The organism is Paraburkholderia caffeinilytica, from assembly GCF_046030355.1.
Taxonomy (GTDB): domain Bacteria; phylum Pseudomonadota; class Gammaproteobacteria; order Burkholderiales; family Burkholderiaceae; genus Paraburkholderia; species Paraburkholderia caffeinilytica_B.
Genome location: NZ_JAQQCQ010000001.1, coordinates 434,957 through 452,911, shown reverse-complemented (window position 1 = coordinate 452,911; position 17,955 = coordinate 434,957). Strand labels below are relative to the sequence as shown.

Annotated in this window: 15 protein-coding genes; 7 read left to right on the top strand and 8 right to left on the bottom strand. The window is 65.7% G+C overall.

The window, feature by feature from the left end; all coding sequences use genetic code 11:
* The gene (locus PQQ95_RS01985; RefSeq protein WP_408434297.1) at nt 1-762 is read right to left on the bottom strand and encodes a glycosyltransferase family 2 protein; all 762 of its coding nucleotides are present in this window, start codon (nt 760-762) and stop codon (nt 1-3) included.
* Nucleotides 763-1,007: 245 nt separating this feature from the next.
* Between PQQ95_RS01985 and PQQ95_RS01980 the strand changes: the two genes are divergently transcribed.
* Nucleotides 1,008-1,940: a LysR family transcriptional regulator gene (locus tag PQQ95_RS01980; protein ID WP_408434295.1), complete on the top strand. Its 933-nt coding sequence runs from the start codon at nt 1,008-1,010 to the stop codon at nt 1,938-1,940.
* Between the two features lie 9 nt (nt 1,941-1,949).
* Here the strand turns inward: PQQ95_RS01980 and PQQ95_RS01975 are convergent, their stop codons facing one another.
* Together PQQ95_RS01975 and PQQ95_RS01970 are read right to left on the bottom strand one after the other, a co-directional pair.
* The gene (locus PQQ95_RS01975; RefSeq protein ID WP_408434292.1) at nt 1,950-3,710 is read right to left on the bottom strand and encodes an OmpA family protein; all 1,761 of its coding nucleotides are present in this window, start codon (nt 3,708-3,710) and stop codon (nt 1,950-1,952) included.
* A gap of 265 nt (nt 3,711-3,975) precedes the next feature.
* Nucleotides 3,976-5,634: a GMC family oxidoreductase gene (locus PQQ95_RS01970; protein ID WP_408434289.1), complete on the bottom strand. Its 1,659-nt coding sequence runs from the start codon at nt 5,632-5,634 to the stop codon at nt 3,976-3,978.
* Nucleotides 5,635-6,043: 409 nt separating this feature from the next.
* Here PQQ95_RS01970 and PQQ95_RS01965 point away from each other — a divergent pair, with 409 nt between their 5' ends.
* A complete protein-coding gene (locus PQQ95_RS01965) occupies nt 6,044-7,741 on the top strand; it encodes an isovaleryl-CoA dehydrogenase (protein WP_408434287.1) in 1,698 nt (565 codons plus the stop codon).
* A gap of 43 nt (nt 7,742-7,784) precedes the next feature.
* A complete protein-coding gene (locus PQQ95_RS01960; RefSeq protein WP_408434284.1) occupies nt 7,785-9,203 on the top strand; it encodes a coniferyl aldehyde dehydrogenase in 1,419 nt (472 codons plus the stop codon).
* A 91-nt stretch (nt 9,204-9,294) separates the two neighbouring features.
* Here PQQ95_RS01960 and PQQ95_RS01955 read toward each other — a convergent pair whose 3' ends face one another.
* The 5 genes from PQQ95_RS01955 to fliE all read right to left on the bottom strand — a co-directional run bounded on the left by PQQ95_RS01955 (nt 9,295) and on the right by fliE (nt 12,560).
* A complete protein-coding gene (locus PQQ95_RS01955; protein ID WP_408434283.1) occupies nt 9,295-9,660 on the bottom strand; it encodes an EscU/YscU/HrcU family type III secretion system export apparatus switch protein in 366 nt (121 codons plus the stop codon).
* A complete protein-coding gene (gene fliK, locus PQQ95_RS01950) occupies nt 9,660-11,084 on the bottom strand; it encodes a flagellar hook-length control protein FliK (RefSeq protein WP_408434280.1) in 1,425 nt (474 codons plus the stop codon). Before fliK ends, PQQ95_RS01955 begins: the two co-directional genes overlap by 1 nt.
* A 90-nt stretch (nt 11,085-11,174) precedes the next feature.
* Nucleotides 11,175-11,501, bottom strand: coding sequence for a flagellar protein FliT (locus tag PQQ95_RS01945; protein WP_408434277.1), 327 nt, complete (start codon nt 11,499-11,501; stop codon nt 11,175-11,177).
* Complete coding sequence (fliS, locus tag PQQ95_RS01940; protein WP_408434275.1) at nt 11,498-11,932, bottom strand: flagellar export chaperone FliS; 435 nt, start codon at nt 11,930-11,932, stop codon at nt 11,498-11,500. Before fliS ends, PQQ95_RS01945 begins: the two co-directional genes overlap by 4 nt.
* Nucleotides 11,933-12,224: 292 nt before the next feature.
* Nucleotides 12,225-12,560, bottom strand: a complete 336-nt coding sequence (gene fliE, locus PQQ95_RS01935) for a flagellar hook-basal body complex protein FliE (RefSeq protein WP_408434272.1) — start codon at nt 12,558-12,560, stop codon at nt 12,225-12,227.
* A gap of 237 nt (nt 12,561-12,797) precedes the next feature.
* Here fliE and fliF point away from each other — a divergent pair, with 237 nt between their 5' ends.
* The 4 genes from fliF to fliI are packed head-to-tail and all read left to right on the top strand — an operon-like array spanning nt 12,798 to nt 17,955.
* Nucleotides 12,798-14,597 carry a flagellar basal-body MS-ring/collar protein FliF gene (fliF, locus tag PQQ95_RS01930; protein ID WP_408434269.1) on the top strand — a complete coding sequence of 600 codons (1,800 nt, stop codon included), beginning with the start codon at nt 12,798-12,800 and terminating at the stop codon, nt 14,595-14,597.
* A complete protein-coding gene (fliG, locus tag PQQ95_RS01925; RefSeq protein WP_408434266.1) occupies nt 14,587-15,582 on the top strand; it encodes a flagellar motor switch protein FliG in 996 nt (331 codons plus the stop codon). Before fliF ends, fliG begins: the two co-directional genes overlap by 11 nt.
* Nucleotides 15,569-16,252 carry a flagellar assembly protein FliH gene (fliH, locus tag PQQ95_RS01920; RefSeq protein ID WP_408434263.1) on the top strand — a complete coding sequence of 228 codons (684 nt, stop codon included), beginning with the start codon at nt 15,569-15,571 and terminating at the stop codon, nt 16,250-16,252. Before fliG ends, fliH begins: the two co-directional genes overlap by 14 nt.
* Complete coding sequence (gene fliI, locus PQQ95_RS01915) at nt 16,246-17,955, top strand: flagellar protein export ATPase FliI (protein WP_408434260.1); 1,710 nt, start codon at nt 16,246-16,248, stop codon at nt 17,953-17,955. The genes fliH and fliI overlap by 7 nt, the downstream gene beginning before the upstream one ends.

The following is a 17,955-nucleotide window of genomic DNA, read 5'->3' as shown; positions in this document are numbered from 1 at the left end:
TTAGGCAGCGACGCTTGCCGCGCGCAATTGTTCGATACCGGCGCGCGCGATGTCGAGAAACTGCCTCGAAAACCGAAATGCGTCAGCCGTATCGGTGGGATCCGGCGCCTCCATGCCCAGTGCGATGCGGAAGTAACGTTCGGCGTGAATGCCCGCGTGATAGTGCATGCGCACGCGTTTGGCGTCGTCCAGGCGCCGGTTGCCAAAAATGTCGCGCAAGGCCCACGAAAACGCGCCGTCTTCGCCGCCGATGCGGCGGAACGCGTCGTCCATCGGAAAGCCGCCGAGCGCGGCATACACCGCGCGGCGGATGATCAGACTGCTCGGCACCGTATTGCTAAGCGTTGCGGCGTGCTGTGCGAAGTCGCTATGACGGGTGAGCTCGGCCGGAAAATCCGTGTAGTCGACGTCGAGCCGCACGGACACTTCATTCGGGTTCTGCGTCAGAAACGCGCTCGCGGCGGCCAGCGCGCCGGGCAGGTATTCGTCGTCGGCGTCGAGGAAAGCAAGCAGACCGTGCGCCGCGTGCATCGCGCCCCAGTTGCGCGCCCGAGCCGGGCCGCCGTTGCACGGCATCCGCAGCAGGCACACGCGAGCGTCGAGATGCCTGTAGTGGGCAACCACGTCGGCGGATGTATCGGTCGAGCCGTCGTCCACCACGATGATCTGCGCCGCTTCCTGCTGAATCAGGCTGCTGTGGAGTGCACGAGCGAGCGTCGTCGCGCTGTTGTAGCAGGGAATGATGATCGAGATGGGTGTCATGGATTGATACGGGCGCTGCGGGCCGAACGGTAGAGAACCGTCGATGGTAGCCCGCTTCTGGCGAGGCCCATCCTGGAAAGGCGCCGGGCGATCAGACTGCGCTGCCATTCTGGCCGCAGGTGCGGCAGCTTCACCAGCATCAGCGATGTCGCCGATCGCCACCCATAGGCAAGTGGCAGCAATATAAATGCAATGACTTACAATCGCTCAGATCATTCCAAATTGGAATTCTGGAGTCCTGGATCGTGGAACTACGTGCGCTGCGGTATTTCGTTGAAGTAGTCCGTCAACAGAGCTTCACCGTCGCCGCCGAGCAGATGTTCGTCACGCAGCCGACTATCAGCAAGATGGTCAAGTCGCTGGAAGACGAAATCGGCTCGCCGCTGCTATTGCGCGACGGGCGTCAAATGGTGCTGACGGACGCCGGCCGGATCGTCTACCAGCGCGGCCAGGACGTGCTGGCCGCCCATGCGCAGTTGCAGGCCGAACTGAACGATCTCGACACGCTCGGCCGAGGCGAGTTGACGATCGGCATTCCGCCGATGGGCGGCTCGCTATTCACGCCGGCCATCGCCGCCTTCCGCCAGCGCTACCCGAAAATCGACCTTAAGCTGTTCGAGCAGGGTTCACGCGCGATCGAAGCCGCGCTGATCCACGGCGAGCTGGAGCTAGGCGGCGTGCTGCAACCAGTCGATCCGGAAAATATCGAAGTGCTGCCGATGACGCGGCAATTGCTGTGGCTGGTCGCGCGCACCGGGTCACGCTGGGATCCTCTGCACGAAGTGCCGCTCGCCGAACTCGCCAACGAGCCGTTCGTGTTCTACGGCGAGAGCCTCGCGCTCAACGACGTCGTGCTGAATGCATGCCGCTCCGCCGGTTTTGCGCCGACCATCGTCGGGCGTAGCGGGCACTGGGATTTCATGGCGGCGCTGGTGCTGGCCGGCGTCGGTATCGCGCTGTTGCCGGCGCCGTACTGCCGACGGCTCGACGCGGCGCAATTCACCTGCCGCCCCGTGGTGGAACCGGAGATTCCGTGGGAGATGGCAATTGGCTGGCGCCGCAACGGCTATCTATCGCATGCGGCGCGCGCGTGGCTCGAGGTGGCCCGCGAAACGCTGCCGGGCCAGGCCGGCGACGATTTCATGCTCGGGCCGGGTATCACCTCCAACGCTCACTGAGCGCCATCATCACTGCTGCGTGACAAACTCGATACGGCGGTTGGCAAAGCGGCCGCTCGCCGTGTCGTTGCTCGCAACCGGATGGACGTCGCCGTAACCTTGCGCGACCAGCGAATCTGCCGGCACACCCGTCTTGACGAGATACGCGCGGACCGCTTCGGCGCGCTTCTTCGACAGTTGCAGATTGGCTTGCGCGCCGCCGACATTGTCCGAATAGCCCGCCACTTCGAGCTTGGCGATCTTGCCATTGCGTGCACAGGCGTTCAGCACTTGCGCCGACTGGTTCAGGTCTTCCATCGCCGAGGCCGGCACGCGAGCGCTGGCGCTGGTGAAGTTAATCACCTGCAGGTTCAGCACCTTCACCACGTCCGCTGCTGCACACGAACTATCCGGTGTGAGCAATCCCTTGATCGCGCCACGGAAGTTCTCGGTTGCATTGGCGACCGCCTGTTCGACGTTGAACGAACCGATCTGATACGACGCGCCGAACAGCGACTTCAGTTTGTCGAGCCAGCCGAGCTTCGCGTTGGCGGCGCTGCCGCTGAGTTCGATGTGCGCGCCATCTACTTTCACTTCCGCGCCCGGCAATGCCATCAGCGGCAGCAAGCCGTCCAGATGAGCGAGCCAGCCGGCCGGCCTGGTGTCCTGATCGACCGTGACATTCGCGACGAAATGCTCGGCACCGAAGCGCTTTGTCAGTGCGTCGATCAGTTGGGTCTTTTCGGCTTCGCTGCCGACCGTCGCGGTGAGCGTCGGCTTGCCGGCGGTGTCGACCGTGAAGCTGAGCGGGCTGTCTTTGGTCGGCGCGGGCGCGGCGGCGGGTTGCGCCGTTTCGGTGGCGGCACTTGCTGCTGCGGCGCTCGCTGCGGGCGTCGAAGCCGCGACTTCGCTGGCCGCGGGCGCTGAAACCCCGGCGGCCGAGGCTTCAGCCGGCGCTGAGGCCGGCTGCACAGTTACCGCGGCTTCCGCACTGCTGCGCTCGCTGCTTTGTTCACCGCGTTGCTCGCTTTGGCAACCGCGCAGGAACAGGAAGGCTAGCACCGCGGCGATTGCCGCGAGCAGCCACCACAGCCACTTGCGCGAACGGCGCTCTTCGCGCACCACTGCGTCGGCGGGCACGCGGATGCTCGACACGGCTTCGGCCACCGGCTTGGCCGCCGGCGTCGGATGGTCGATGTGCGCCGAGACCGCTTTCAGCTGCGACAGAATATTGCCGGTGAACGCGCCGAGTCCGCTCAGGCCGAGGCCGGCCATAAGGCGGTCGTTCAGATACGGCGCAATGGCCGGCAGCTGGTGGCCCAGCAGCGTCGGCAGCTGACCGACGTTCCCTTGGCCTTCGAGAAAATGCCGCTTCAGCAGACCCAGTACCGTGGCGCCGACGATACCCGTCATGGCGTGCGTCGCGTGCGCCGGCACGCCGGTTTGGGCCGCGACTTCGTCGCTGAGCGTGTCGACGCGGCGATCGAGCGCACGCTCGAGCAACTGACGCCCCGTGCCTTCCAGCTGGCTCACCCCGGTCGTGCTGCCGAGCAGTTGCGGCAACTGCTCGGCGATGTGACCGTTCACCTCAGGCGAGAGGACCGTTGCGAATAGCGAACGCGCGCCGTCGAGCGTCGCGCCCTTCTGCATCAGGCCGGCGACCAGAGCCGGGCCGGTTGTTGCAAGCACCTTCTGGGTCGCGTCCGGCGGCAGCCCGAAGCGGGCCGCCAACTGTCGCACGACGCCGTCCGTCAATGCGGACTGAATCAGCTGAATCACATTGATACTCATCGCTTCGCTTCCTTGAGTTCCCGAACGCGCCACCTGACGCGCTCCTTTTCGCGGCGCGATTATAGGTTTGGGGAAATCTCATAAACGAAGCGGCACAATTTATGACGAATTAGCCGACGTTGGCCTAAATATTCTTATATTTACGAGCTAAATTAGGAAGATTGAAGTGCTGCCATCCGGACGGAGGAGGCGAATAGCAGCCAATCGATGGCGACGCGCCATGGTCAGTGGCACGTGCCGATCAAGAAGACTTGCCGCGCCCGCCTCAGGCCGCATTCGCGGTAACGCCGGCGACGCCTGCCCGCGTCATCGCCGGTACCGTTTGCCCCTCCCGGCGGCTAGCCGCGATCAGTTCGGCCGCGCGCTCACCGATCATCACCGTCGGCGAATTGGTGTTGCCGCCAATCAGCGTCGGCATCACGGAGGCATCGACGATCCGCAACCCAGTCACGCCGCGCACCCGCAACTGCGGATCGACCACCGATTGCGCATCGCCGCCCATCCGGCACGTCGCCACCGGGTGATAGATCGTGTCGGCATGCTCGGCGATGGTCTGGCGCAATTCCGCCTCGCTCTGGCCGACATGCGTGTACAACTCCTTGCCGCCATGCAGCGCCAGCGAAGGCGCATCGAGAATGCGCCGCGCCATCTGCGCGCCTTCCACCAGCAGGTCGAGATCGCGCGAGTCGCTGAAAAAACGCGGATCGATCACGGGCGCGGTGCGAGCATCGGCGCTCGCCAGCGTCACCGTGCCGCGGCTGTGCGGCCGCAGCACGCACACGTGCAGCGAATAACCATGGCCCCAGTGCATATGGCGGTTATGGTCGTCGACGATCGCGGCACAGAAATGCAGTTGCAGGTCCGGGCGCTCGAGCGTCGGGCGGCTCTTCAGAAAGCCGCCCGCTTCGGCGACATTGCTCGACAGCATGCCCTTCCCATGCCGCATGAAGGTCACGAACTGCGGCAGCATCCGCGCAATGCCGCGAATCGAAAAGCCGGTCGGCTCGATTGACGACACCCGTTTGTTGATCGTGAAGTCGACGTGATCGATCAGGTTCTGGCCAACCTCGGGCGCATCGTGCAGCACCGGAATGCCGAGCGACTGCAAATGCGCCGCCGGCCCGATGCCCGAGCACATCAGCAGTTGTGGCGAATTGAACGCGCCGGCTGCCAGCACCACTTCGGCGCGCGCTTCCAGCGTTTCGGTACGGCCATTGCGCACGATTTCGACGCCGCTCGCGCGCTTGCCGTCGAAGGTCACGCGCAGCACCGTCGCATCGGCGATCGTATGCAGATTGGGGCGGGCGCGGTCGTAAATGTAGGCGCGCGCGACGCTGCAGCGCCGTCCGTCGCGCTGCGTCACCTGATAGAAGCCGATGCCTTCCTGATCCGCGCCGTTGAAGTCACTGTTCGATTTGTAACCGGCTTCGGTCGCGGCCTGCACGAAGCGCTTCGAAAACGGATTGCGATAGCGCAGGTCGGACACCGTCAGCGGGCCGTCCGCGCCGTGCCATGCATCGGCGCCGCGCTCGTTGCCTTCGGCGCGGCGGAAATACGGCAGCACCTCGGCCCATGACCAACCTTCGCAGCCGAGCTGCGCCCATTCGTCGTAATCGAGCGGATGGCCGCGCGTGTAGATCATTGCGTTGATCGCGCTCGATCCGCCGAAGCCGCGTCCGCGTGGCTGATAGCCCTGACGCCCGCCGAGCCCCGGCTGGGGCGTCGTCAGATAACCGTAGTTGGTCTTGAGTTTGTGCGGCACGACGGCCGCCACGCCCACCGGCATGTTCACGAACAGATTACGGTCCGTATGCGGGCCGGCTTCGATCAGGGCGATCGTCGCGTCGGGGCAGCTATCCGCCAGACGGCTCGCGAGCGAGCAGCCGCCTGAGCCTGCACCGACGATGATGTAGTCGTATTGCATCCGCTCCTCCAATTGGGCCGCGTTGCTCGCGGACCCTGTCTCTGTCGGCCGGAGTTAGCGCTTGAGTGGTCAATCGGCGTTCGCGTTTTAACGCGTTGCCCGATCCCATGCCAAGCTCGTCCTCCGACCCCATGCAAATGATGGGTACACACTTGTCTACGTGTGTTTCCTCGGCATTGTAGGGAGCGTTCGGGCGCGAAAGCGAGTTCATGTCAGAGCGATCCCTCTAAACGAAAGCCCGCCCGCGACCCTATGATGAAAGACGCGCATGTGCCCGCCAGGCCGCCGCGCGCGGCATTCAAACACGGCGCCCGGTGCGCCGTCCTCTGAGCATGCGGCACGACACACCACGATAAAACAGCGCACCGTCGATCAGCGACGGCGCGCATCCGGTCAACGGAGACAGCAGATGGAACCGCACAGTTTCGGCCACACTCACGACGTGACAAATCAGGCGCCTCCGCTCGCGGACTACAACCTGTTTTCGAGCGATGTGGCATTGTCCGCCGCCCTCGAACGCGACGGGGCCGCGTGGCATCGCGAGGCGCTGCAGCGGCACGGCGCGGCGCTCACCACGCCGGAGACACTCGCGCTCGCCGAACTGGCGAACCGCCATACGCCCGAACTTTTCACGCACAACCCGCGCGGCGAACGCATCGACGCGCTCGAGTTTCACCCTTCGTGGCACACGCTGCTGGGGCTGTTGCGCCGCGAAGGTCTGCACGCATTGCCGTTTTCGGACCCGCAGCGCGGCGCGATGGTCGCGCGTTGCGCCGGCTACTTCCTGCACGCGCAACTCGAATCCGGCTCCCTTTGTCCGCTGACGATGACCTTCGCGAGCATCCCGGTGCTGCAACGCGAACCCGCACTGTTCGACACGCTGCGCGACAAGCTTTACGCCCGTGAACACGATTCACGCGACGTGCCGCTCACGCAGAAAACGTCGGCGATGATCGGCATGGGCATGACTGAGAAGCAAGGCGGCTCCGACGTGCGCAGCAACCAGACCCGTGCGTATGCCACGCGCGGCAGCGGCCGTGGCGCGGAATACCGGCTCGTCGGGCACAAGTGGTTTTTCTCCGCGCCGCAATGCGACGCGCATCTGGTGCTCGCCCGCACCGACGATCACGAAGGCCTCTCATGCTTCTTCGTGCCGCGCTTCGCGCCGGACGGCAGTAAGAACGCCGTGCAGATCCAGCGTCTGAAAGACAAGCTCGGCAACCGCTCGAACGCCAGCAGCGAAGTCGAATTCTTCGACGCGTTCGGCATCATGATCGGCGAGGAAGGCCGCGGCGTGCCGACCATCATCGAAATGGCGAACTACACGCGGCTCGATTGCGTGATCGGCAGCGCGGCCTTGATGCGGGCGGCGCTGGTGCAGGCGATTCACCATGCCCGGCACCGCAGCGCCTTCGGCCGTCATCTGGCCGACCAGCCGCTCATGCGCAATGTGCTCGCCGACCTGGCGCTGGAATCGGAAGCCGCGACCGTGCTGTTCATGCGACTCGCGCGCGCGTTCGAGGCGTCCGCCGATGCCTCATCGGCCGCGCCCGCCGAACGCGCATGGCGCCGGATCGTCACCCCGGCGGCGAAGTTCTGGGTTTGCAAGCGCGCACTCGAATTCACCGGTGAGGCCATGGAGGTCTGGGGCGGCAACGGTTATGTCGAAACCGGTCCGATGGCGCGCTTCTATCGTGAAGCGCCCGTCAATTCGATCTGGGAAGGCTCGGGCAACGTGATGTGCCTCGACGTGCTGCGCGCCATGGAGCGCGAACCCGAAGCGGCGCAGGCCCTGTTCGCGGCATGGCAAGCGGATGCGCAGGGGCACCCGGCGTTGAGCACGGCGCTCGGCAAGCTCGCCGCCACGCTCAACGGACCCGCCGAACATCGCGAAGCCTCCGCGCGACGGATCGCGCAGCAAATCGTGCTGATCGCGCAAGCCGCCTTGCTGGTGAAACATGCGCCGCCGGACGTCGCCGAGGCCTTCATCGCGACGCGTCTCGCCGACGGCTGCGGCGAGAGCGGCCGCGTGTACGGCACGCTGCCGGCGACATTCGACCATGCCGCGATCATCGAGCGGGCATTCAACAGCACAACACACCAATAAGCGCGACTCAACGCGCACGTTATCCATCTGGGAGTGGACACACATGAAGAACGATTTGCCCGAAGTCGCCGCGCTCGAAGCGCTGCTGCGCGATCAACGCCATGCGTATTTGCGCGCGCCGTATCCGTCGTGGGATGCGCGTGCCGGCCATCTGAAAGCGCTGCGCAAAGTCATGCTCGACAACCGCGACGCACTTGCCGAAGCGATGAACGCCGACTTCGGCAATCGCGCGAAACAGGAGGTGCTGCTCGCCGAATTCCTGCTCATCAAGGAAGAGATCGATGCCGCGCTCAGGCACGGCAAACGCTGGATGAGAGCGCAACGCCGCAGCACCAGTAAATGGCTGATGCCGGCGCGGGCGAAAGTCGTGCCGCAACCGCTCGGCGTGGTCGGCATCATCGTGCCGTGGAATTATCCGGTGCTGCTCGCCGCCGGCCCGCTGATCAGCGCGCTGACGGCTGGCAACCGCGCCATCATCAAGATGTCGGAGCTGACGCCGCGCACCTCGGCGCTATTCGAGCAGTTGATCGGCCAGACCTTCGCGCGCGACCACGTCGCCGTCGTGAACGGCGATGCCGCATTGGCCGCCGCGTTCAGCGCCCAGCCATTCGACCACTTACTGTTCACCGGCTCGACCAAGGTCGGCCATGAAGTAATGCGCGCCGCCGCCGAACATCTGACGCCGGTCACGCTCGAACTGGGCGGCAAATCGCCGGCCATCATCGGTCAGCATGGGCGCTTCGACAACGCGGTGGATAACCTCGTCGCCGGCAAGACGCTCAACGCGGGCCAAACCTGCGTCGCGCCGGACTACGTGCTGGTGCCGCGCGGCAAGGAGCAGGCGTTCATCGAACGGGCGCGCGCAAGGATGGCGAAGATGTATCCCGACTTTGCGCACAACCTCGACTACACGTCGATCATCTCGGAGCGGCACTTCGCGCGGCTGCAGCGTCTCGCGGACGAAGCGCAGGCCGCCGGCGCACAACTGCACACGCTCACCGACAGCACGCCTGACGAGGCAAGCCGCCGCTTCCCGCTGATCGCCGTCACGGATGCGCCGGATGAAAGCGCGTTGATGCAGGAGGAAATCTTCGGCCCGCTGCTGCCGATCGTCCCCTATGACACGCTCGACGATGCGATCGCATGGATCAACACGCGCCCGCGCCCACTCGCGCTGTATCTCTACGCCGACGACAGCGCGACCATCGAACGCGTTACGCGCGACACCATCGCAGGCGGCATGGCGATCAACGAAACGCTGATGCATCTGGCGTGCGAAAGCCTGCCGTTCGGCGGCGTCGGTGCGAGCGGGATGGGCGCGTATCACGGTTACGAAGGCTTCGTGACCTTCTCGAAGATGAAGCCGGTGCTGACGCAGGCACGCCTGAACGCGCGCGGGTGGATCTCGCCGCCGTACGGCAAGCGGGTGAATGCGCTGCTGAAGCTGATGATGCGGTTTTGATGGGCGACTGACAACGGATCAGATAGTCGGCAACTGAGGCAGAACGGCGTATTGCGACAACGGCCGCGGAGCAAGCGGCCGCGCTCGATATTCAGCGCCTGGGCGCCTCACCAGAAACGTCCGCAACATCCGTAGCGACCACATCGGTAACGTCCAGCGCGGCGCCCGCACCGCCTTCCGGCTCGGGCTCGGCGCCGCTTTCCAGCCGATGCAGCCACGCGAGCAACTCCGCCACCGCCTGATAGAGCTGCGGCGGAATCCGCGTATCGAGGTCGACCTGCATCAGCAACGAGACCATTTCCGGCGCCTCGTGCACATACAGGCCGGCTTCCTTGGCGCGCTGCACGATCATCTCGGCCAGCATGCCGTAGCCTTTGGCGATCACGCGTGGCGCGGGATCGCTGCCTTGTGCGTCGTAGACGAGCGCGGCCGCGCTGCGGCGATGTTTGCGGCTCATCACATATCCCAATCGAAATCTTCGACCGGCGTAGCGCCCGGGCGGCCGACACGCGCCGTGCGACGCCCCGCCGGCGTCTTATCAGCCGCGGAAGCAGCCGACGCCGAACGCGCATAAGCCGATGCCGCCGCCTGCCCGGCCGCCGCAGCCGCCGCAGCGCCCACCGCGCTAGCCGGCATGCCCCCGCCGATCTCGCGAATCGTCAGTCCGTTCAGTTCGATGCCCGCTGCCGCCAGCCGCTGGCGAAAACTCTCACCCTGCGCCGCGAGCCGCGCGGCGCCGGCCGGGCTCGCCTGCACCCGCGCGACCAGCCGCGTGCCGGTCAGCGTCAGGTCCGCATCGACGGTGCCAAGCGTGGGCAGCGACAGCGTCAACCGCGTACGCCACGGCTGATCGTCCTCGCTCGCCGTGCCACCGCCGCTGCGGTCCCATTCGTCGCCTTCCTGTTCGATGGTCCAGTCGAGCTTGGCGCCCGGCCATGCTTCACCGGTCCAGCGGAACTGCCCGGTGGCGAGCAGATCGAGTTGCTGACGCACCAACGGAACGGTCGCGGGATGAACGGCGGCTGCCATCGATTGGGCGTTTTGCGACGACCCGTCGTCGGCCAGTTGCGCCGCGGCGCTATGCGCGCTCGCGTGCGCCGGCTGGCCGTTCAGGTCGGACAGAGAACTCGCCAGCACCTCGCCGGCTACGAAACGCGCGGCCTGCGCGGTCTGGATCGACGGCATCGCGCGGGCGGCTGCATTGCCATCCGGCGCGCCGTTAGCCGGACCGTTAGGCGCTGCGCCCATGCCCTGCCGGTTTGTCCCATTCGCGGAAGAGGCCTGATCGGCATCGCTCGCCCAGTCGAGCGGCAATTGCGCGGCGGCGGCCACCAGCTTGTTTTGCGCCTCGCCGGCCAAGGCGGCGGGCGGCCGTTGGCCGGCCAGCCATTGGGCGAGATGGGATTCGTAGAACAGGCCGCTTTCTCCAACCGTCTGTTCGAGCGCGGCCGCGAGCGCCGCGACCGGCACCTGAGCCGCCGCCACATTGGCGGTGGCCGCGGTCCCTGCGGCAGCGGCGGTATTCGGATTCGCGGATGAAGCAGCAGCAGGCGTGGCAGCCGTATCGAAGAGCGGCAAGTCGCCGGCGTCGACGTCGAGAGCCGGCGCGGCTGGCCAGATCGGCGCCTGGCCAAGTATCGCGGGAGTTGCCTCGCCGCCTGAGTTCACGATTGCATTGAGCGTCAGCGCGACGGCGGACAGCGCGGTTTGCGCGGAAGCCGGCGGTGTCGCGGGAGGCGCGACGGGAGTGGTGTTGAGGATCTCGGTATCGACGCCCGCCGCGCCGGTCTGCGAAGCCGTCGCGCTACCCGGCGCGAGATTGAGCAGACTGTCGACCCGGTTCGCGAGCAGCGAAGTGACGACCGCGTCGATTCCGTTCATACCGATTCCTTGGTCACATTGGCAGCCACGCGCTCAATTCCGTCCGATCGACTCACGCAGCGTCTTGCTCACGGGCAAACTCAGGCAAACTCAGCGCGCCCCGTACAGTTCCTTGAGCACGCGGGTCGGCCGCCCGGCGAACAGCGCCGACAGATTGGCCATGCGCGGATTCGCCAGATCGCGGATCGCAGCGTCGTCCGCCAGGATCTGACGGATCAGCGCGTATTTGCGCAGGCGCTCCGCATCGTCCAGTCTGACGCCGGTTTCCGCGTCTTTCAACGCGTCCACCAGATTCCGATAGTCCTCCTGCAAGTGGACCAGATCGTTCCACAGGGCGCGCCGGGCAGCCGTCAGCATGCGGCGGGAAATCGCTGCAATCGCCTCGTAGCGGGCGAAATATTCTGCGTTCGATGTCATCTCATGCTTTCCGCGGCCGGCTGGGCTGCCATCCGCGCGATCTCCGGGGCAATCCCGATCCATGCCTCTTCGAGCGTCGCCAGCAGGCCGTCGACCTCGACCAGCATCGCCTCGCTCTGTTTTATGTTGGCTTCGAGCAAGCGGCGCGACATATAGCTATATAGCGCGTCCAACCGCTCTGCAATCTCGCCGCCTACCTCAACGTTCAGCGACATTTGCAGCCCGCTTTCGACGATCTGAATCGCCTTGCCGATCGCCTCACCACGCGCCGGCACATTGCCTTGCTGCACATGCATGCGTGCTTGCGCAATCGCTTGCCGGGCGCCCTGATACAACATCACGATCAGACGATGCGGACTCGCGCCCATCACCCCTGTCTCGACGCCCACGCGCGCGTACGCATTGGCTCCAGAGTGTCCTGGGGAAAACATCGGCGCTCCTCCTCTCTTGCACTGCGGTTGGTCGTGGCACTCCATCCGGACACGTTGCCGCACCCCGATTTCCGCCTATACCTGGTTATCGGATAGGCAGCGGGAAAGCTTTAGGCCGCTGTAAGGAGGATTAAGGGACCGATAGCGATATCGCGCTGGGCGCAGCAAGCCCGCCTGCCGCGACGCGCCTCGAGGGCGCGCCGGGTGGACTCTCCTGCCGCGAAGCCATGCGGCGTTGCAGCTGGGTGCATGCGTTCGGACGGGCGGAACCGCCCTGCCGCCCGAATCGCACTTACACCGACATCTGCATGATGTCGTTATAGGCCGACACCAGTTTGTTGCGCACCTGCAGGCCGAACTGGAAGCCGACGTTGGCCTTCTGCATATCGACCATCACGTCGTTCAGCGAAACGTTGGACGCGCCGAGTTCGAACGCCTGCGATTCGCCGATTGCCTTGGTCTGATCGCCGCTGATCTTGTCCAGCGAGGCCTTCAGCGCCGAGGCAAAACCGCCGGCCGTCGCCGCGCCGGACTGGTCGGCCACCGCTGTATTGCTGCCGGCCGCTTGCGCCGCCATCGACTGCATCTGTTGCAGCGCCGACGAGAGCGCGTTCACGGGCAATGTCATGTTCTCTCCAGGGAATGACGACCGGCATGCCGGAAACCGCACCGATCTGGACGAAAGCATAGCAGCGGGTCATCCGGGAAAGCCCCGAAACTAGGGGGGAAACCCGGCTCTATTCAAGCAATCGGGTTGAGCCGCGCTGCGGATAATTTCAAGGGTGAAAGTCTCTGTCCGTACGCCCGCCGACCCTCGGCGCGCGCAAGCGGCAGAACGCAACGGCATCCCGGAGATACCCGACGCATGGATTCGTCAGCCAACTCTTTGATCAACCCCGACGCCCGCATGGGCCTCGCCGGCGCGCAGCCGGGCGCCGGTGCTGCCGGCACCGGCCAGGCCGGCGGTGCCGCGGATCTCGGCGGCCTGGGGAGCAGCCTGGGCGGCAACTTCGGCCAGCGCCTGTCGGGTCTCGCGCAAATGCGCGGCAACCCGCGCGCCCCGCTGATTTTCGCGGTTGCGTTGCTGGTCGCGATCATCGCGGGTTTGTTCCTGTGGTCGCGCGCACCGGACTACAAGGTGCTCTACAGCAATCTGTCCGACCGCGACGGCGGCGCCATCATCACCGCGCTGCAAGCGGCCAATATCCCCTACAAGTTCTCCGACGCCGGTGGCGCGATCCTCGTGCCGGCCGAGCAGGTGCATGAAATGCGTCTGCGTCTGGCTTCGCAAGGGCTGCCCAAGAGCGGCTCGGTCGGCTTCGAGCTGATGGACAACCAGAAGTTCGGCATCAGCCAGTTCGCCGAGCAGATCAATTACCAGCGTGCGCTCGAAGGTGAGCTGGAGCGCACGATCGAGTCGATTTCCTCGGTGAAGTCGGCGCGCGTGCATCTGGCCATTCCGAAGCCTTCCGTGTTCGTGCGCGACAAGGAAGCGCCGTCTGCTTCCGTGCTGGTCAATCTCTACCCGGGCCGCGCGCTCGACGAAGGCCAGGTGCTGGCGATCACCCATATGGTGTCGTCGGCGGTACCGGATATGCCGGTGAAGGGCGTGACCATCCTCGATCAGGACGGCAACCTGCTGACACAGCCGTCCACCGGCAGTGGCCTGGACGCCTCGCAACTCAAGTACCGTCAGCAGATCGAGCGCAACACCCAGCAACGCATCGACGCGATCCTGTCACCGCTGTTCGGCTCCGGCAACGCGCACTCGCAGGTCAGCGCCGATATCGACTTCTCGCGCAGCGAGCAGACCTCGGAAAACTACGGCCCGAACGGCAGCCCGCAGCAGGCGGCGATCCGCAGCCAGCAATCGAGCACTGCTACCGAAATGTCGCAAGCCGGCGCCTCGGGCGTGCCGGGCGCGCTGTCGAATCAGCCGCCGCAGCCCGCTTCCGCGCCGATCACGGCGGGTAACGGCACGCCAGGCGTGACCACGACGCCCGTCAGCGACCGCAAGGATTCGACCACCAATTACGAGCTCAACAAGACCGTGCAGCATCTGGAGCAGCCGATGGGCGGCATCAAGCGTCTGTCGGTCGCGGTGGTGGTCAACTATCTGCGGGTGGTCGACGCCAAGGGCCACGCGACGATGCAACCGGTCACCGCCGACAAGCTCGCGCAGGTCAATCAGCTGGTGAAGGACGCGATGGGCTTCGACGCCGCGCGCGGCGACTCGGTCAACGTGGTCAACAGTCCGTTCACGGCCGACATCGACCCGGACGCCGACCTGCCGTGGTGGCGCACGCCGGACATGATCGCGCTCGCCAAGCAGATCGCGACCTACCTCGGCATCGGCGCCGTCGCCCTGTTCCTCTACTTCGTGATGGTGAAGCCGGCGCTGCGCCGCGCTTTCCCGCCGCCGGAGCCGGTCGCGGCCGCAGCGCTGCCGTCGCCGGACGAGCCGGTCCTGCTCGACGGCATCCCTGCCGCCGAGCGCGCCGGTGCGGCCGCCGTCGCCGAACTGGAAGGCGACAGCGAATTGCTCGCGCTGGAAAGCTCGAAACACAAATACGAACGGAATCTGGAATTCGCGCGCAACATCGCGCGCCAGGATCCGAAGATCGTTGCAACCGTCGTGAAAAACTGGGTGTCCGATGAGCGCTGAAGGCGTAATGAAGAGCGCGCTCCTGCTGATGTCGATCGGCGAGGAAGAAGCCGCGCAGGTGTTCAAATTCCTCGGGCCGCGCGAGGTGCAGAAGATCGGCGTGGCGATGGCCGCGCTGAAGAACATCACGCGCGAGCAGGTCGACGAGGTCTTGCAGGAGTTCGTGCGTGAAGCCGAACAGCACACGGCGCTTTCGCTGGATTCGAGCGACTACATCCGCTCGGTGCTGACCAAGGCGCTCGGCGACGACAAGGCCGGCGCGATCATCGACCGGATTCTGCAGGGCAGCGATACCAGCGGTATCGAAGGCCTCAAGTGGATGGACTCCGCGGCGGTGGCCGAGCTCATCAAGAACGAACACCCGCAGATCATTGCGACCATCCTCGTTCACCTGGACCGCGATCAGGCTTCGGAAATCGTCGCCTGCTTCACCGAGCGTCTGCGTAACGACGTGCTGTTGCGGATCGCCACGCTCGACGGCATCCAGCCGGCCGCGCTGCGCGAACTCGACGATGTGCTGACGGGCCTCCTGTCCGGCAGCGACAACTTGAAGCGCAGCCCGATGGGCGGCATCCGCACGGCGGCCGAAATTCTCAACTTCATGTCGAGCAACCATGAAGAAGGCGTCATCGAGAACGTTCGCCAATACGACGCGGAACTCGCACAGAAGATCATCGATCAGATGTTCGTGTTCGAGAACCTGCTCGATCTGGAAGACCGCGCGATCCAGCTGTTGCTGAAGGAAGTCGAGTCCGAGGCGTTGATCATCTCGCTGAAGGGCGCGCCGCCCGCGCTGCGCCAGAAGTTCCTGTCGAACATGTCGCAGCGTGCTGCCGAACTGCTCGCCGAAGACCTCGATGCGCGCGGCCCGGTCCGCGTCTCCGAAGTCGAGACGCAGCAGCGCCGCATCCTGCAGATCGTGCGCAATCTGGCGGAAAGCGGCCAGATCGTGCTAGGCGGCAAGGCGGAAGATGCATATGTCTGATCAGAACTCCTCGGCGAAGGAAAGCCTCTCGGCCTACCAGCGCTGGGAGATGGCCTCGTTCGACCCGGTGCCCCCGCCGCCGCCCGAACCCGAAGTCGACGACGGCGCGTTCGAAGCCGAACTCGAACGCCTGCGCGACGCCGCGCACGCGCAGGGCATCGCGACGGGCCACGTGGCCGGGCAGGCGCTCGGTTATCAGGCCGGTTACGAACAAGGCCACGCGCAGGGTTTCGAGCAGGGCCAGGCCGAAGCGCGTGAAGAAGCGGCGCGTCTTGCCGCATTGGCCGAAACCTTCAAGGCGGCACTCGACGGCACGCAAGGCGCGATCTCCGAAACGCTGGTCGCACTCGCGCTGGACATCGCCCAACAGGTGGTGCGCCAGCACGTGCAGCACGATCCGACCGCGCTGATTGCCGCCGCCCGCGAGGTGCTGGCCACGGAACCGGCGCTGGTCGGTGCACCCGCGCTGATCGTCAGCCCCGCCGACCTGCCGGTCGTCGAAGCCTATCTGATGGAAGAACTGCAAACGCGCGGCTGGACCGTGCGCACCGATCCGGCGATCGAACGCGGCGGCTGCCGTGCGCAAGCCGGCACCGGTGAAGTCGACGCCGGCATCGATACGCGCTGGGAGCGCGTCGCCGCCGCACTCGGCAAGGTGAGCACATGGTGAAGCCGACGCTCGAAGAGATCCGCGCCAGCGATCTGACGCCGCTCGAACGCGAACTGGCGCTGGCATCGTTCGGCGCCGAGGCGCTGGCGGATGAACCAGCCACAGTGACGCCCGCCGCTGCCGCGGTCGCGGCCATCGACGCCGCGTTGCGCGATCCCGCTCACGGGCTGCCGGACACGGGGCACTCTGGCGCCGGGCGTCCGGCGAAGGGCGTGGCGGCGAGCCGCGAATCCGCTACGGCGAGCCATGAGTCTGCCGTTTCTTCGAGTCACGCTTCACTCCCTCCCGCCCCCCTCCCCGCCTCGTACGATCCCGCGCTCGACAGCAATCCGCACATGCAAGCCTGGCGCGGCCGGCTCGACGCGCTGCGCGCGCGCAACGCAATTGCCAAGCCGATGCGCGCCTGCGGACGTTTGACGCGCGCCGCCGGTCTGGTGCTCGAAGCCGTCGGTCTGCGCCTGTCGGTGGGCGCCGAAGTGATGATCGAACTGCCGTTCGGCAGTTCTCTCGCGATGGCCGAAGCCGAAGTCGTCGGCTTCTCCGGCGACAAACTGTTTCTGATGCCGACCACCGAAGTGATCGGCCTGCTGCCTGGCGCTCGCGTGTACCCGCTCGAAAGCGCGCCGATCGCCGATCCGATGGCGGGCGCGAAACGCCTGCCGGTCGGCTGGGAATTGCTCGGCCGCGTGCTGGACGCGTCCGGCCGCCCGCTCGACGGCCTCGGTCCGCTCGGCGCGCATGCCGATGCGCCGCTGTCCTCGCCGGTCATCAATCCGCTGAACCGCGAGCCGATTCACAAGGTGCTCGACGTCGGCGTGCGCGCGATCAACGCGCTCCTGACCGTAGGCCGCGGCCAGCGCATGGGCTTGTTCGCCGGTTCGGGCGTCGGTAAATCGGTGCTGCTCGGCACAATGGCGCGCTACACCAGCGCCGAGGTGATCGTGATCGGCCTGATCGGCGAACGCGGTCGCGAAGTGAAGGAATTCATCGAACAGATTCTCGGCGAGGAAGGCCTCGCGCGCTCGGTGGTGATCGCCGCGCCCGCCGACGTCTCGCCGCTGTTGCGGATGCAGGCCGCGTCGTACTCGACCTCGCTCGCCGAATATTTCCGCGACCAGGGCAAGCACGTGCTGCTGCTGATGGATTCGCTGACCCGCTACGCGATGGCGCAGCGCGAAATCGCGCTCGCCGTGGGCGAACCGCCCGCCACGAAGGGTTATCCGCCTTCGGTGTTCGCCAAACTGCCGGCGCTCGTCGAGCGAACCGGCAACGGCCCGGCAGGCGGCGGTTCGATCACCGCGTTCTACACCGTGCTGACCGAAGGCGACGACCAGCAAGACCCGATCGCCGACTCCGCGCGCGCGATTCTCGACGGCCACATCGTGCTGTCGCGCTCGCTCGCCGAGGCCGGCCACTATCCGGCAATCGACATCGAAGCGTCGATTAGCCGGGCAATGACCGCGCTGATCGACGATAACCATCTCGAGAAGACGCGTATGTTCAAGCAGATGCTGTCGCGCTATCAGCGCAACCGCGATCTGATCAACGTCGGCGCCTATTCGAGCGGGCGCGACGCGTTGCTCGACCGTGCGATTGCGCTGTATCCACGGATGGAAGCGTTTTTGCAACAAGGTTTTCGCGAGTGCGCGAACTTTGAACCGAGTCTCGAGATGCTGGACGCTCTGTTTGCCCAAGGAGGCTGA